Source organism: Acinetobacter sp. YH12137, assembly GCF_013418535.1.
GTDB lineage: Bacteria > Pseudomonadota > Gammaproteobacteria > Pseudomonadales > Moraxellaceae > Acinetobacter.
In genome coordinates this window covers 1-17197 of record NZ_VPBW01000008.1, presented here as the reverse complement: position 1 = coordinate 17197, position 17197 = coordinate 1, and the positions used below count along the sequence as shown (strand labels likewise).

The 17197-nt window shown below is 44.1% G+C and carries 11 protein-coding genes and 3 tRNA genes; 9 read left to right on the top strand and 5 right to left on the bottom strand.

Annotation, left to right across the window (positions count from 1 at the left end):
• The first annotated feature begins 56 nt into the window (after positions 1 to 56).
• The 6 genes from FTU72_RS06070 (at position 57) to FTU72_RS06045 (ending at position 4271) form a co-directional block, all read left to right on the top strand.
• Entirely contained in the window at positions 57 to 947 is an 891-nt protein-coding gene (locus tag FTU72_RS06070; protein WP_180052538.1) for an alpha/beta fold hydrolase, read from the top strand.
• A 248-nt stretch (positions 948 to 1195) separates the two neighbouring features.
• The gene (locus tag FTU72_RS06065) at positions 1196 to 2107 is read left to right on the top strand and encodes an alpha/beta hydrolase (RefSeq protein ID WP_180052537.1); all 912 of its coding nucleotides are present in this window, start codon (positions 1196 to 1198) and stop codon (positions 2105 to 2107) included.
• A 131-nt stretch (positions 2108 to 2238) separates the two neighbouring features.
• Positions 2239 to 2314: transfer RNA gene (locus tag FTU72_RS06060), tRNA-Glu, on the top strand.
• 24 nt (positions 2315 to 2338) lie between these two features.
• Positions 2339 to 2414: transfer RNA gene (locus FTU72_RS06055), tRNA-Glu, on the top strand.
• Between the two features lie 45 nt (positions 2415 to 2459).
• Positions 2460 to 2535 (top strand) — tRNA-Glu (locus FTU72_RS06050).
• A 314-nt stretch (positions 2536 to 2849) separates the two neighbouring features.
• A complete protein-coding gene (locus FTU72_RS06045; RefSeq protein WP_180052536.1) occupies positions 2850 to 4271 on the top strand; it encodes an iron-containing redox enzyme family protein in 1422 nt (473 codons plus the stop codon).
• Between the two features lie 66 nt (positions 4272 to 4337).
• On the opposite strand, the gene FTU72_RS06040 is transcribed toward FTU72_RS06045, so the two are convergent.
• From FTU72_RS06040 to FTU72_RS06020, 5 genes are all read right to left on the bottom strand, one after another.
• Complete coding sequence (locus FTU72_RS06040; protein WP_166138247.1) at positions 4338 to 5582, bottom strand: NADH:flavin oxidoreductase/NADH oxidase family protein; 1245 nt, start codon at positions 5580 to 5582, stop codon at positions 4338 to 4340.
• A 127-nt stretch (positions 5583 to 5709) separates the two neighbouring features.
• Entirely contained in the window at positions 5710 to 6720 is a 1011-nt protein-coding gene (locus FTU72_RS06035; RefSeq protein ID WP_166138250.1) for an ABC transporter permease, read from the bottom strand.
• Complete coding sequence (locus FTU72_RS06030) at positions 6720 to 7763, bottom strand: ABC transporter permease subunit (RefSeq protein ID WP_180052535.1); 1044 nt, start codon at positions 7761 to 7763, stop codon at positions 6720 to 6722. Before FTU72_RS06030 ends, FTU72_RS06035 begins: the two co-directional genes overlap by 1 nt.
• A gap of 22 nt (positions 7764 to 7785) precedes the next feature.
• Positions 7786 to 9618 carry an extracellular solute-binding protein gene (locus FTU72_RS06025; protein ID WP_180052534.1) on the bottom strand — a complete coding sequence of 611 codons (1833 nt, stop codon included), beginning with the start codon at positions 9616 to 9618 and terminating at the stop codon, positions 7786 to 7788.
• A 16-nt stretch (positions 9619 to 9634) separates the two neighbouring features.
• On the bottom strand, positions 9635 to 12937 hold the full coding sequence (locus FTU72_RS06020; protein WP_180052533.1) for a LysM peptidoglycan-binding domain-containing protein: 3303 nt from the start codon (positions 12935 to 12937) through the stop codon (positions 9635 to 9637).
• Positions 12938 to 13145: 208 nt separating this feature from the next.
• Between FTU72_RS06020 and dnaQ the strand changes: the two genes are divergently transcribed.
• The 3 genes from dnaQ (at position 13146) to nudC (ending at position 17068) form a co-directional block, all read left to right on the top strand.
• On the top strand, positions 13146 to 14519 hold the full coding sequence (gene dnaQ, locus FTU72_RS06015; RefSeq protein ID WP_180016854.1) for a DNA polymerase III subunit epsilon: 1374 nt from the start codon (positions 13146 to 13148) through the stop codon (positions 14517 to 14519).
• A gap of 126 nt (positions 14520 to 14645) precedes the next feature.
• Complete coding sequence (locus FTU72_RS06010; RefSeq protein WP_180052532.1) at positions 14646 to 16289, top strand: chemotaxis protein; 1644 nt, start codon at positions 14646 to 14648, stop codon at positions 16287 to 16289.
• Positions 16289 to 17068: an NAD(+) diphosphatase gene (gene nudC / locus FTU72_RS06005; protein ID WP_180052531.1), complete on the top strand. Its 780-nt coding sequence runs from the start codon at positions 16289 to 16291 to the stop codon at positions 17066 to 17068. The genes FTU72_RS06010 and nudC overlap by 1 nt, the downstream gene beginning before the upstream one ends.
• The last annotated feature ends 129 nt before the right edge of the window (positions 17069 to 17197 follow it).

Here is a 17197-nt window from a genome sequence, read left to right as displayed (position 1 = left end):
GGCTGCTCTTTTTTATTTATACTGAAAATGTTCTAGGCAGCCAGCGTGGTGTGTCGATGAAAATTATTTATATTCATGGCATGAACAAGCAGAAATTCAGCTCTGCCTCCCTGCGTCAACGCTGGCTGAGTCTGCTAAAACGCGGTCTGGAACAGTCACATCAACAGGCACATTTTGCTTATCTGAAACGGCATATCCGTATCCCTTTTTATGGCGACTTACTGTCCCGTCATCATTTACATAATGTGCTAAATGCCAGCACCTTAATGCCGCAAGACTGGCCTCGCTTTCCTTTCCAGTCTCCAGTTAAATCCCAGCCACCACCCCATCTCAATCAATATTCACCTGAAATTTGTGAAATTCCCGAGCTAAAGGTTGAGGATGCCATGACCTTTAACCAGAAGCTGAAGTTTATTAGTATATTAAGCCGGAATACTCTATTACGGGATTTTGTGATTTTACTGAATCATTTCCCTCGCCTGCATGATACGCTGATCAAAAAATTTCTGATTGAAACCTATTCTTATCTGGCAAATTCCACATTCATGCAGCAGGTGCATCAGCGAATTGGCCAGCAACTGCATGGCGATAAACCCTGTATCCTGATGGCTCATTCTTTAGGAAGTGTGATTGCCTATTATTATCTGCTTTTGCACCCGGAACTGAATGTACAGCGTTTTATCAGCATGGGATCACCAATGGCTTTCCGGGTCATTCAGGAACATTTGCCCCAGCCTGTTCATCGGCCAGAAGCTATTAAAGGTGACTGGATTAATTTTTATTGCAGTGATGACTTTTTAACTGCCTTTCCATTATCAGAACCCCCTTTTCAGTTTCAGCCGGCAATTATCAATCGGGAGATTTGTACTTCAATTTATCATCCGCATGATATTGATGGCTATGTCCAGCATCCGGAAGTCATCAAAGCCCTGCTGGAAATGCTCTAAAAAGCATCTTAATTTACAGATTTAATTTTACTATTTCCTTTGTACTATTTTTCTGCTGATTCAAATTCTATATCCATACCTACTCATTTTCTGGATCATTTATTACTCTTTTATAAATATACATATGTCTGTTAATTATTGTTTTATCAAAGATAATTTACACATTAACACCACAAAAAGCGCTGCTTTTGCTACGTTAATATTTTCTATACTGTAAATATAATTCTATCGAACTCAGTGGGGTGTCGATGAAAGTTATTTTTATTCATGGAATGAATCAGCAACATCATAGCGCTGCCTCCATCCGCCAGCGCTGGCTCCATATACTTCAAAAAGGGATGCGCAAACATCAACAAGATGCCAGATTTAGTTATTTAAAACGCCACATTCGTATTCCATTTTATGGCGATCTGCTTTCACGTTATAACGTCCGTAATATTCTAGAAGCTGGCACCCTGATGCTCCAGGAATGGCCTAGCTTTCCTTTTCGTAAGCCTGCTCAACCTCAGCTTCCTCCCCCTGTTCCACGTCCTGGTTGGCGTAGGCCCACAATTACCGATTTCGCCCAACCCAGCCCAAGTGATACCATGGATTTCAGACAGAAATTCAATTATTTTACCGCCCTCGGCAAGAATGTGGCGCTTCGGGATTTTGCCTTATTACTCAATTATTTTCCCACTCTGCATCGCACTCTATTGCAGAGATTTCTGATTGAAACTTATCTTTATCTCGATAACCCTGATTTCATGAGAGAAGTACATGAACGGATTGCCCGACAACTGAGTGGTCGCAAACCCTGCATTGTCATTGCTCATTCTTTAGGAAGTGTGATTGCCTATAATCATCTTATCCAGCACCCTGAACTGAATGTACAGCGTTTTATTACTTTAGGTTCGCCATTAGCCTTTCAGGTGATTCAATCCAGCTTGGCACAGCCGGTGGCACGACCTAAGGCAATTAAAGGCGACTGGATCAATTTCTATTCAACGGATGATTATCTCACCGCCATTCCGCTTACCGAACCGCCATTCAAGTTTGAACCTGAAATCATCAATCATGGCATTCGTACACATATTCACCGTCCACATGACATTACTGGCTATTTACTACATCCACAGGTTGTTGAAGCCATTCTGGAATTGCTTAAAAATCCGGCCTAAATCCTGCATTTTTCAAGTATTCTACTAATATTGTTTTAAATTTATGCACTCAAAAGAAAAATTCCAAAAAACTCTGGAAAAGCGTTTGACACCCCCCTGTTTTCACCCTAATATACGCCCACCTCTGAAACGTCCCTATCGTCTAGAGGCCTAGGACATCGCCCTTTCACGGCGGTAACCGGGGTTCGAATCCCCGTAGGGACGCCAATTTCAGAAGTAATATTTTATTAAGTCCCTATCGTCTAGAGGCCTAGGACATCGCCCTTTCACGGCGGTAACCGGGGTTCGAATCCCCGTAGGGACGCCATTACTTCAAATCCAAAGTTCTGGTTTAAAATATCACTTCTACACTGTCCCTATCGTCTAGAGGCCTAGGACATCGCCCTTTCACGGCGGTAACCGGGGTTCGAATCCCCGTAGGGACGCCATATTCGAGATAGTTAATTTAATTAACTTCTCATAAAAAAGCCCAAGCATGATGACTTGGGCTTTTTTATTATTTGTTTTTTTGCTTGTTCCTTCATTCCTGTTTTTAACGTTTGATCAAATTGTCTCGATTGCAATTTTATTTGTTTATAAATAATTCATTCAAAAATCTTATTCTTTTACATTTCTCTTCAACTCGTTATCTATTCATTTTCATTTACAGCAATCGCACTATAAATCCGAACAAAAAATCAACACCGGTGGTATAAGCATGCCGTTAAGGTAGAAAGCATAATATATCTGCAAGGATCAGATTATGTTCGTCAGTACAAAGTTAAGTTCGCCTGAATCATCTATTAAAAATCATAATCATCAATTTAATAACTTTAAAGATTGGGTCAACTTCTTTCAAGATCAACAGATTTCGACGGCAGTAAAGACCGAACAGGCTGAGAACTATTTAAGAGATTTAATCCAGCAAGTTGATGTGGCTGGATTGGAATGGCTGGATCAACCCAGACATGTAGAGCAACATTTTCTGGAACAGCACCACCAAACCTGCGCAATCTTCCAGTCCTATGTAGAGCGGCGTAGACAGCAGCAAGGACGTGAATACTTCCCGACTGTGTCACATGCATTTGAGTTCCTGGCCAAAGTCGCACCTGTAAAACTGGTAGACGGCTCATGGCTGTATTCAACTGTGCAAAACTGGAATCGTCCGGAAACCAAAGACCTGATTTATATCTATCTGGAAGAACTAGGCATGGGTCATACCCGTGCCAATCATGTCACCATGTATCAGGACTTGTTGAATCATTATGAGCTGAACAGCTATGCTGAGCAACTGGATGCCAGCTATTATGAACAAGCAGCCGTGCAGCTGGCTTTGGCCTATGCGCCGCCAGAATATCTGCCGTTAGTAATTGGTTTCAATCTGGGTTATGAGCAGCTGCCCTTACACCTGTTAATTACCAATTATGAGCTGTCTGAACTCGGTATTGATCCACATTATTTCAATGTACACATTACCATTGATAATGCTCACAACGGTCATGCACAAAAATCGCTGCAAGCCTATTTAGATCAGTATGCACTCGCTGAAGATCCTGCCCAGTATCTAGACCTGATTAAAAAAGGTTATGTGCTGAATGACATTGGTAAAAGTTCTACCCAGATCATCAAGCAACTGGATACTGAAAAACTAGCTTTGAAAGTATTTCAGAACAAAGCGCTGATTGGACAATATATCCATAACCAGAAATGCCAGTTTAGTGGCAAGACCATTAATGAGTGGTTATCCGATCCGGCACAGATTGCAGACTTCTTGAAAGTCATGATTGAAAAAGGCTGGATTGTAAAAGATGCACCTGTAGAACAAAGCCGGTTCTGGAAAATGATTGATGATCCAGATGGCAAAATGTTTGGTGTATTTAATGCGACTGAAAAACAGATTATCAAAGACTGGATTCAAGGTAAGACTTTTGCTGCTCGTCTGTCATCACGTAGCAGATCTCAAGTACATAACCAGATGGAACCGGTGTTGAACCGTATCGACCAGCAACAGATCCATCAACTGAAAAGCCGTCTGAATCGCTGTGCTGCTGCCGAACAGAAGATTGATCTGTTGATTCCTTATGTGGCACCGCATATGCATCATCAGGAAGTGGGCTTGTGGGCAACACGTCAGCTTTCTCAGTTGCTCTTCCCTTTTCAGACTCAAGCCATGACTTATTCTTAAAAAGGTCATTCATAAAAAAACAGGGCATTTTATATGCCCTGTTTTTGCTTCAATGCATTATACAAATTAAGCCGATTTACGTGAATTGATCTGACCTTTAATCACAGCTTTCACATTACCTTTTACGTAATTTAAAAATACCTTTAAAGGCGACAGTTTTGGATTTGGTCGATTACCTTTGGCAATTTCTTTAAATTGTGCGGCATACCAGATGATTTCCATAATCGCCATTTTATCGATCATTGGAATACCGGTTTTAATTTTCTCAACTGCATAACGTACATCCTGTCCAGCCACCAGACGGTTACCCAGATCAGGCTCGACCGCAAATGGACGTGCAATACCGACAAAATCACATGCGCCGCTGTCAAGGGCTGCATTCATACCCACTGCGGTACGGAAGCCCCCCGTCACCATTAAATAACAATTAACTTCCTGACGGATCTTTTCGGCAAAGTCTAGGAAATAGGCTTCGCGGGCAACCGTTGATGCTTTACGTTTCTCTGCTTTTACCCCGGCCATTGCAGGTGCTTCATAGGTTCCGCCAGAAACTTCAATCATATCGATCCCGGCTGCATCCATCGCCTTAAAAACATAAATAACGTCTTCTTCACTAATGCCACCGCGCTGAAAGTCTGCCGAGTTTAATTTCACTGAAATGATAAAATTCTCTGAAGTTGCTGCACGCACTGCCTTATAAGCCTCTAGCAAGAATCGGCTGCGGTTTTCAATACTGCCACCCCACTGGTCTTGACGTTTATTGGTCAGTGGTGATAAAAACTGGCTGATCAGATAACCATGTGCACCATGTAGCTGTACGCCTTCAAATCCCGCCTTTTCACAAATGGCAGCTGAAGTCGCAAAGCGCTGGATAATATCTAAAATTTCATCTTCACGCAGTTCACGTGGCGTACCGAAACTCATCGCCAATGCTGGACTAAAAGGTACAGCTGAAGGTGCTACGGTTTCTTTATTCAAGCCTTTTGGGCACTGACGTCCAGGATGAGATAACTGTACCAGTTGCACCATGCCATGACGTTTGCCGACATTCGCCCAAGCTTTTAACTTTTCCAGGTCACGTTCAGTTTCTACTACCACTACACCGGGTTCATTCTTGGCACGAAAATCCACCATGACATTACCCGTAATCGCACAGCCTAAACCACCTTTGGCCCAAGCTTCATATAACTTTAAATGGGCCTGATTGGGTTGGCCTGCATCATTGGCCAACGCCTCACTCATGGCACCTTTAATGATACGGTTTTTAAACTGGGTATTACGGATCTGGATGGAATCGGCCAATTGTGTCATGTACTTTCCTGAAATGTTTATCTTATTTTGTATGTGTTATAACCTAACTTGCCATAATTGACAATTCATATTGTCAAATGGATACAAATTTTATTTGTAGATATTAAATCAGTCTTAAAAAATCATTTTAAATTTTGGGATCGAAAGCATCCCGGATGGCTTCACCGATATAGATGAGTAAAGACAAGACAATGGCTAAAGTCAGAAACCCGGATAAAGCCAACCACGGCGCATTGAGATTATTTTTACCCTGCAGTAATAATTCACCTAGAGAAGCGGTTTCGGGTGGCAAACCATAACCTAAAAAGTCCAGTGCAGTTAGTGCGCTAATATTGGCAGTCAGCATAAAAGGTAGTTGTGACAGGCTGGAACCCATCACATTGGGTAAAATATGCCTGAACATGATCCGGCCATGCCCTGCACCAATACTTTTCGCTGCCCAGACATATTCCAGATTTCTGGCCCGTAAAAATTCAGCGCGCACCATCGACACCAGTGTTGTCCAGCCAAAAAATAGCATGATCACAAATAGCCAGTAAATATTCGGACTAAACACACTGACCAGAATCATGACCATAAACAGCATCGGCAGGCTGCTCCAGACCTCAAGTGCACGTTGCCCGATCAGGTCAATCCAGCCACCATAATAGCCTTGAACTGCACCGACCAGCACACCTAATCCTGCCGACAGCAAAGTCAGTGCAAAGCCAAACAGCAAGGAAATACGCAAGCCATATAGAATCCGTGCCAGCACATCCCGTCCCTGATCATCTGTTCCTAGCCAATTTTGCCTGCTTGGAGGTGAAGGTACTGGAATATCGAGTGCCAAATTGGGTGTGTCATAGCCGAAGCGGATCACCGGCCAGATTGCCCAGCCTTTGGCATTAATCAGCTGCTGTACCGCAGGATCCTGATACTCGGCTTCAGTTTCAAAGACACCCCCAAAAGTCGTTTCAGGATATGACTTTATTACTGGCAGATAATAGGAGTCCTCATACTTGATCAGTAAAGGCTTATCGTTAGCGATCAGCTCAGCACCAAGTGACAAGATAAAAATAATGACAAAGGCAATGCAGCAGGCAAATCCGGTTTTATTATTTTTAAAACGTTGCAGGCTGGCGCGTAGCATTGGTGACATTATTTCAATCCTCGCGAATCGAAATGAATCCGGGGATCAATTACCCGATACAGCACATCACTGATCAAACGTAGCACCAAGCCCAATAAGGTAAAAATAAACAAGGTTCCAAAAATGACCGGATAATCCCGCTGCAGAATCGCTTCAAATCCCAGCATGCCCAAACCATCCAGATTAAAGATGATTTCAATAAACAGGTTCCCGACAAATAAAATACCGAGCAAAGCTTCTGGCAATCCAGCGATCAACACCAGCACTGCATTGCGCAGTACATGCCGATAGAGTACTGCCCTTTCCTGTAGTCCCTTCGCTTTTGCTGCCAGTACATAGTGTTTACTGAGTTCTTCCATAAAGGAAAATTTCACCAGATAAGTCAGCCGTGCAAAACCACCGAGTACCATAGCCAGCAATGGCAAAGCCATATGCCAGAAATAATCCTGAATTTTTCCAAAGAAAGATAATTCATCAAAATTTTCCGAGCTTAACCCTTGTAAAGGAAACCATTGCAGATAGGAACCACCTGCAAAAAATACAATCAGCAAAATGGCAAAGATAAAGGCTGGAATGGCATAGCCCACAGCCAGCAGCAAAGACGTCGTTTGATCAAACAGGCTGCCATGCTTTTTGGCTTTCTGGATGCCAAGAGGAATAGAGACCAGATAAATGAGCAAGGTACTCCAGAAACCTAAAGACAGTGAAACTGGCAATTTTTCCCAGATCAGTTCAGTCACAGCTTGACCTTTAAAAAAACTCTGGCCTAAATCGAACTGGGCATAGCTTTTCAACATTTCCCAGAAACGTAAATGAACCGGTTGATCAAATCCATACTGAATTTTGATCTGCTCCAGCATTTCGGGCGTCAGGCCTTGCTGTCCCTGATACTGCAAGCCACCGATCGCCAAATTATTTGCATGCTGTGGCTGATAGATGGCCTGTTCCACTGGACCACCCGGCGCAAGCTGAATCACTACAAAATTGATCAGTAGAACCATCAATAATGTCGGAATCATAAGAAGCAAACGTTTGACGATATAAGTGCTCATGGCACTCCCCGAAGCTGGAAATCTAGCGATATTTTAAGTATGGTGCCACTTTTCTGGCTTTAGCTGCATCCACCCACCAGTAATCAATACCCGCAGAAAGCTTGGGCTTGATTTTAGGCTGCTGATACATATTCCAGTAAGCATACCAGTATTCACCCGTACCATAGGTCGGAATATGATAATAACCGGCTCGCAATAAACGGTCTAAAGCTCGGGTACTATAAATCAGCTGCTCCCGGCTTTGTGCCTGAACTACCTGATCAATCACCCGATCAATCACCGGATTTTGAATACCGGCATAATTATAATTGCCAGGCTGACGTGCCGCCTCACTGCCCCAAAACTGTTTCTGTTCCTGCCCCGGTGTCAGCGATTGCGGCATGGTATCCATAATCATATCAAACTGATAATTTCTTAGTCGCTCATAATACTGAGCCGTTTCCACCATCCGAATGTGAGCCTGAATTCCTAAACGTTTCAAATGCCGTAGATAAGGCATCAGATGACGCTGCTGTTCAGCTTGATGCAACAGAAATTCAATCTGTACAGGTTGACCTTGAGCAGTCACCAGTTTCCCCTGCTGATAACGGTAACCGGCATTCAATAAAATTTGTCGCGCCTGTAATAAATTTTTGCGGTTAAACCCGGAGGCATCTGATTGCGGATAATGCCAATCCTGTAATACCGCCTGACGTTGCACCGGATGCAATTTTGATAAATTTGGCTGTAATATTTCCAGCTCCTGAGCACTCGGCTTGCTTGTAGATGCCAGTTCACTATTACTAAAAAAGCTGTTCAGACGCTGATATTCTCCATGAAACAAGGCTTTATTTAGCCATTCAAAATCATAGGCCAGAGTTAAAGCTTGCCGGAAGCGAATATCAGCAAAGGGCTGACGTCGCGTATTAAAAATCAGGCTTTGTGTAGGAATCGGATTGTGATGCTGAAAACGATAGGTTTTGATTTGGCCTTGTTGTACCGCAGGAAACCGATAATCACTTACCCAGCGGTTGATCTGTTTTTCTTCATGCAGCGTAAACTGGCCAGATTTAAATGCCTCAAACTTGATTTCCGGACTACGGTAATAGCGATACTGTATGCGATCAAAATTATAACGGCCGCGATTGGCCAGCAGGTCTTTACCCCAATAATGCGGATTACGTTTATAGGAAATACTGCGTCCTGCATCAATACGTTCAATCACATAGGGCCCAGAACCCAAGATCGGTTTCAGGTTAATGTCCTTGAAGTTGCGCTTTTGCCACTCCTGCTGAGAATAGATCGGCATTTGCGTCACAATCATCGCCATTTCCGGATTATGGCGAGATTTAAAACTAATCTTAACTTTTGAAGGTGACAGGACTTCGGTTTTTTTAATATCTGCCAGATACATCTGTAAGCCAAAATTGGACTGGGTCTGGTACAGATCAAAACTGTATTTTACATCTTTAGCCGTCACTGACTGACCATTACTGAATCTGGCCTTAGGATTTAAATGGAAAATTATATAAGCAGTCTGCTTTGGGTCGAAACTGACTTTCTCAGCCAGCAAGGGATAATAAACGCCGGGTTCATCCAGGGATTTTGACATGAGGCTGTCAAAAATATAGTTAATCCCTTCAGTGACATTGCCCTTACCATTCATGCTGTTCAGATTATTAAAACTGCCATCGGCTGCCTGAATAAGAATGCCACCTTTGGGCGCTTGCGGATTGGCATAAGGCAGAGATTTAGCCTGTGCATATTTGGGTACACTATGCAGTGCAATATAAGGCGTCGTAATGACTGCTGCCCCGCTGGAACTGATGATCCAGGGGGCAGCAAGAATCCATAAGATATGGACGGGATTAAACAATTTCACGATCCAGAAATTAGTTTGGAACCTTAATCACATCACCAATACGCAATTGAGTATTGGGTTTCAGTTCATTCATTTCTGCCAGTTCATTGGTTGCCATACCATAACGGGATGCCAGGCCGATCAAGGTATCGCCACGCTTCACCTTGTATTCAGTGACAAGTTTTGGAAGCTGAAGCGTTTGGCCCACACGTAAACCGGCACGTGGACTAAGATTGTTCAGGCTCGCCAGATCAGTAACGGGTACTCCTACACGATTGGCAATCGCAATCAGAGATTCCCCGGATTTTACCGTATAGGATTCTGTCGCCTTAGAAGATGCAGATTTTGTTGCGACTTTCACTACCGGCTCTTTTTTGGCGATCTGAATATCTTCATTAATTTTTAAACGCTGTCCAATCCGCACATTGCTATTGGTATTCAAACCATTCAAGTCTGCCAGATAACGTAATTGCAGATGATATTGGCGGGCAATCGAGCTTAAGGTTTCACCAGATTTCACGATGTGAGTATCTGATTTAACATTCTTTTCCTGAGTCTCGGTGACCACTTCCTGCACAGGTTCAGGACTGCCAGATAATTTCAGATGCTGACCCACACGCAGATTGGCACTACGAGAAATATTGTTCAGGTTGGCAATTTGATCCATCGACAGATTATATTTTGCTGCAATCCCAGTCAGCGTATCACCCGATTGAACCGTATAACTGTCAGGAACCTGACTACCAGCTGGAATCTTGATGGTTTGACCAATGCGTAAGCCGCTGTTTGCAGACAGGCCATTTAACGCAGCCAGTTCAGATACCGTCAATTTACTTTGATTGGCAATGCTGTACAGGGTTTCACCACGTTTGACCTGATAGTTTTCTGTTGGCGTATGATCAACCTTAACGTTCTCAAACTTCTGTTCGACTTTTTCGGTTTTCTTACTGCTCGCAGTCAGTTCTTCAACTTCATTAAGAGGAACATTAATCTTCTGTCCGACCATCAAACTGCTACCCGCAGTTAAACCCGGAGTTAGTGCAGCAAGTTCTGCATTCGACAATGCGTAGCGATCTGCAATCAATTTCAGATACTCACCACGTTTAACGGTATAGGACTTGGTCTGAACTTTGGCAGTATCGACTTTTTTGCTGTCTTCAACTTTCGCTTTGCTGGTACTTTCTTTCAGGGAAAGCTTTTGCCCCACAAATAAACCGCTGGTCGTACTCAGATCATTATAATCAGCCAACTGTTTGACGCTCAGGCCGAACTGACTGGCAACGCTGGTCAAAGAATCATTGGCTTGAACCACATAGCTTTCCGGTTTCTCTTTAGCTTTCGGTGCTTCCTGCACGGGCTTGGCATCATAGAGATAAATTGTGGTGCCCACATATAATGTAGAGTTTGGATCAATCTGGTTCCATTTCGCGACATCACGCCAGTTCACGCCATTTTTGGCTGCAATCAATGCCAGGTTATCACCCGGTAAAACCTTATAGGTACTGCGCTTACCTTTCGGTGCCACAACCACGACTTCTGAATCAGTTTTTACATAGTTTTTGCCCTGATTGAGTCGAGCTTCAACTGAATCTGCACTGGTGTTTACAGCGACTTCTTTCGGATATGAGAATCCTTTGGTCAGCTCCTTGCCCTGCTGCTCGGCAATAGACTGACTGGTCTGAATTGCAGTCAGTTTGATCTTGCCATCATAAGGGTCAACAATTTCTGTACCTGCAGGTGCCAGTGCTTTGAGCTCTTCAATGACCTGTGCCTGTTCAGCTGCAGTCGCCACAGGTTGTAAAAGCTCATCCACGGTCTTATTAATTTCTTCTGCTGACACCACTTTCTGGATTTGCTGACGTTCAGCTGCGGTAATTGGTGGCTCGACCTGGATAGGCTTCACCGAAGCAACTGGCGTCACAGCAACCGGAATACGTGGCGCACTTGGGATAGGCAATTCACTTTTTGCAGCAAATTCAGCAAGTGCTTCGGAACCACGTGGTGTGCTGACCCGTTTGGTGGTTTGTGCAGTTAAATTTGGTGTCGTCGTGGTAGAAATTGCTGCTGGTGTAGTCGTAGTTGGTTTAGATGTTGTTGTCGCAGTTGGAGCTTTGGTCGCTGTTGCAGTCTTAGCAGTCGTAGTGGCAAGCACCGGTGGTGTCTGCTTGGCAGGTACGATGGTGGTACTGGTTGATGCTGGTGCTACAGCTGGCTTTGGAGCTACTGTAGTGGTCGTTTTAGGCGAGTTACTGACAGTACCTGCCCATAAGCCGCTTGAGCTCGACTGCAGTTTTTTCAGTTTTTCATCAATCGATGGACTTAAGTCAGCCGGAATCAAAATACGGCGTGGACTTTCCGGATCAATACGGTCACCACGATGTCCCGGGTTAAGCTGATACAGTTCAGCACGGCTTAAACCGGTAATCGATGCAATCTCATTTAAATTGGCTGCACCCACAGTCACTTCACGAAAGTGAGGACGGTTGGCAATCGGTGGCAAACTCACGCCATAAGTACCCGGATTTTTCACAATCTGTGCAACTGCCAGGAAGCGCGGTACATAGTTCATGGTTTCCTGAGGCAGTTTCAAGGACCAGTAATCGGTAGGTAAACCTGCAGCCTTATTACGGTTAATCGCCTGCTGGATACGGCCTGGACCGGCATTATAAGAGGCCAAAGCCAATTCCCACGAACCAAACTGGTTATATAAGCTACCCAAGAATTCATAAGCCGCACGGGTCGATTCCACCACATCACGACGGCCATCGTAAAGTGAGGTTTGTTTCAAACCATAAATACGGCCGGTACTCGGAATAAACTGCCATAAACCTGCCGCTGCTGCACTACTGGTCGCCGCCGGGTCATAAGAACTTTCAATAATCGGTAATAAAGCCAGTTCCGTAGGCATACCACGGCGCTCCGCTTCTTTCACCGTATAATAGAGATAACGTGATGCACGGGCACTCAGGCGGTCCAGATACGGCTGACGGGAAATAAACCAGCCACGCTGTGCATCAATACGCGGATTCCAAGTATTCAGATCCATCTTGAAACCAACGGTCATCCGTTTCCAGATATCACCATGCTTCAAAATCAGTAAACGGTCACCTTCAACCGCACGCATATCCGTTGCAGAAAGTAAATCTTCCAGCCCATCCAAACTGCTTGCATCTAGATATTGTGAGCCAACCTGCTTGCTTGACGCTTTTTGGGTCGCACTTTGTGTAGATGAACAGCCCGTCAGTCCCAAGGAAGCGAGTGCCGTTCCAAGTACAGAAAATTTTAAAAATGCTGGTAATGCGGGCTGCCACAAAATTGCGGTTGGTTTATACATAAAGAAATCCAAACAATTCGTATATAAATTTATTTTTTAGATATGCCATTGTAGTGAAGCATGTCGTGGACACAAGGCATTAATTTACCCCGATTTCACGTTAAATGTTACAAGAAATTAAAAAAACTGGTGCATCTAGACGCATCAAGCGTATTTGCGTTATACAATATCCGCATCAGCAAGTTCTTTTTTGATCGGATTTTAATTTATGTCTCACACTATCACGCTATATGTTGATGGCGCCTGTCGCGGCAACCCGGGTTTAGGCGGTTGGGGTGCGTACATAATTACCGAACAGCAGGAACACAAAATTTGTGGTGGCGAAGATCATACCACCAATAATCGCATGGAGCTGACCGCGGCGATCGAAGGCATCCAGTTCTGTCCGAAAGATGCCAAGCTGGTCATTTATACCGATTCCAATTATGTCAAACAAGGCATTACCGAATGGATTCATGGCTGGAAAAAGAAAAACTGGAAAGACGTTAAAAATCCGGATCTATGGCAAAAACTGGATGCCACCTGTCAAGGCCGCGATATTGAATGGCACTGGGTCAAAGGCCATGCCGGACATCCTGGCAATGAAATGGCCGATCAACTGGCCAACCAAGGCGCAGATGAAACCTTGAAAAAATCCAAATCAGTGACTGCAATCACTGAAAATAAAAAAAAATCTGAACCTGACTGGCTTCTAGACGACCCTTTCGGGCTGGATCTTGTCGATAGTGAAGAAGAACTCGAAGAGAGCATGGAAATGGCTGAAGAAGAAATGGAACAAACTGAAAATTTGGAAACAACAGAAAATACCGATGAATCCGCTTCAGTCACTTCAGATTCAACCGAACTACATCCACAAATTGTGATTACACCGCCGACCTTAGAGCTGCATGGCCCTCGTCAATTGATTCTGGATACTGAAACCACCGGTTTCTATTATCAGGATGGTGACCGGATCATTGAGGTGGGTGCGATCGAAATGATTAACCGGAAACTTACCGGCAGCTCAATCCATATTTATATCAATCCGAAAAAACCGGTTGGCGATTCGGTGAATGTCCACGGTATTACCGACGAGTTCCTGCAAGACAAGCCGCTGTTTGAAGAAATCTCACAGGTACTGTTTGACTATCTGCAAGGTGCCGAAATTATTGCGCATAACGCAACCTTCGATATGAACTTCCTGGATATGGAGTTCAAGCGTGCAGGTTTTGTCGCGCTTTCTGAAGTTTGTGAAGTGACCGATACCCTGGCAATGGCCAAATCCAAGCATCCGGGACAAAAAAACTCCCTGGATGCCCTCGTGCGTCGTTATGAAATTCCACAGCGTGACCGTACCTTCCACGGTGCCTTGCTCGATGCGGAAATTCTGTCCGATGTTTATCTGGCCATGACCGGTGGACAGGTCTCTTTTGATATGGATGCCCTGTCACATACCGAAGAACAAGGCGGCAGTTCAGGCACTGTAAAAATTGAAATTGAATTGCCTGTGATTCTTCCATCAGATGAAGAACTTGCCGAACATGAGAAATGGGTCAAACAATTTGAAGAAAAGCATGGAACGCCTTGCCTTTTTGCCAAATAAAATCTAAATTTCAAGCAGTAATTTCGCTTTTAAAATACAGTTCTTCAGTTATAGTAATTCCAAAGAGGCCCCGTCCGATAAAGCGGGGCTCATATATAGATAATACTCAAGGAAAGGTGCAGATCCATGTCTTACCAAACCTCTATACATTTTGATCCAACAGCTTTACTGATAATAAAAAATGAGGTTGATAACTCGATCAAGTTAGTCGAATCAGCAGTAAGCACCTTGGTAGAAGATCAGACTTTACCTTTTGGCATTGACGATGCATTAAATCAGTTCGAACAATGTGCACAGGTACTGGCACTGATTGATATGCCGAATCTGGCACAAATTGCACAATATTCAGCAGAACTGATGCGCAAGATTATGGGGAATCCGGCGCAGGTCAACACTCAGGATGTGATCGCATTGAGTGAAGGCACCACCATGCTGAAACGCTATATCGAATTTATCTGCTTGCGTGAAGTGAAAATTCCACAGTTCCTGCTCGATACCCTGAACCGTCTGGAACTAGCGCTTGGTAAACCATTAACCACTGAAGGTCAGCATATTGAACCTTTGCTTGACCTGATTACCCCTGACTTCCAGTTACCCCAAGTACCAGGTCTGGAAAAATCCAAATATGTGCAACGCCTGTACAAGCTGTCTCTTAACAAACTGCTGAAACAGGAAGAAAGCGAGATGGACCTGCAAGCGATCAAACTGGTCGGTACTTATCTGGCAGGCCTTTCAGCAAATCATCCAAGCAAGCAATACTGGCATCTGGTGCATGTTGCTTTTGATAATATTGATCACCTGCTCATCAATGAACCACGTTTACGTACTTTAATCAGTATTGAACGCAACATGGCGCAGTACTTTAGTTCAGCCGACAGCTTCAAAGCCTCTCTGTCTGATCTGGCAAATGTATTGAGCTTATGTATTAGTCAGGAAGATGCAACTGCACAGCAAATCCGTAGCCAGCTGAATATTGGTGATGATCTACTGACAGATATGCAACTTCAGGTGTTCAGCCGTCACCTATATGGTCCGGACTTCGAAACCATGCATACCATTAGCGAACTGGTGACTGCGGAAATGACCCAGATCCGCAATGATATCGAATATAACTATCAGCACATGACACCTGAAAAAACTCAGGAACTCCAGACTCAGCTGAATAGCTTGGCCAATATCTTCAAGGTTCTGAATCTGAATGAAGCCTATCATGACTTAAACCGTCAGGCAGCTTCACTCAGCCAGGCAGATATTCTGAAAGATGAGTCTTTTGCCCAACAATTGATGAATGTAATTCTATCCGCGATGAACTCGATTGGTGTATTGGAGCGCCATCATACTTCGAGCCGCTTGCAGCTACGTGTGAATAACATGAATATCTCGCTGGATCGTCTGGACGAAGCACATAACGCTTTGTTGAATGAAACCAAGGCACTGATTGAACTATCTAGCCAGATTCTGACTGATTATCTGCAGGATCAAGATCTGACCAAACTCGAACCTGTACCAATCCAGTTCTGTGAAATTGGCGGTGCTATGCTGTTCCTGAATGCTGAACATGTGAAAGCTGCATTCAATACAACTGCCCTGTTTATCAAAAACCGTATTGAACAGTCGGTTGCATTAACACCGGCAGAAATTCATCATGCGCTGGATGCATTGGCTAGTGCCGACATGATGATCGACAACTTAAAGAACAAACAGCCTGTATTACAGTCCATGTTTAAGGTAGCATTAGACAGTAGTGAGAAACTGAAAATCGTTGCCTAATGTCTAAAAAATTATCACTTGCTTATATTTTCCAGCAGCAACAGCTGCTGGTCGATCAACACTTTCAACTGCCTCAAGTTGAAGCTCTGGCAAGCGATTTGCTGCTGAATCCGGGTGATCAGGTGATTGCCCGTGATCTTCTTCCAGATGAGCCAATTCCTGAAGGCTTGCAACTGGTTCCAATCCGTCAATTATTACAGTTCTGGAATGTTCAGCAATTTGAACAGGCCAGCCGTGCTGTGCAACTACTGGAATGGCGCCGGAATCACAAGTTCTGTAGCCACTGTGGCACCCCGACTGAAGCCCATGCTGTTGAATATGCCATGGTTTGCCCAGCTTGCCATTATCGTCAGTATCCAAGGGTGCAACCTTGTGTGATTACTGTGATTACCCGCGGTGAAGATGAAATTTTGCTGGCTAAAAATGCACGTAATACCAAAAGCCAGATGTATGGTCTGATTGCCGGATTTGTCGAAGTTGGGGAAACGCTTGAAGAAGCGGTACGTCGCGAGACGCTGGAAGAAGTCGGCTTGAAAGTGAAAAATATCCAGTATCTGGCCAGTCAGCCGTGGCCCTTCCCGAGTAATTTGATGATTGCCTTCAAAGCAGAATATGCTGGCGGTGAGCTGCAATTGCAGGAAGAAGAAATTAGCGATGCGAAATTCTTTAAATTTGATCAGCTGCCGGAAATTCCATTTAAAGGCAGTATTGCCCATGCCATGATCATGCATGTGACTCAAGGTACACCGGTCGCAGATGATACCCGCGAATGGCTCTAAGGTGTCTTGTCCTGAAATAGATTGACAGTATTCCACTTCAAACCGAGTTAAGCAATTAGCTCGGTTTTAGTTTGCTCATACGTCTGATTCGGGGTGTTCATATTTAAACTTAAATGTGGTCTATAGCAA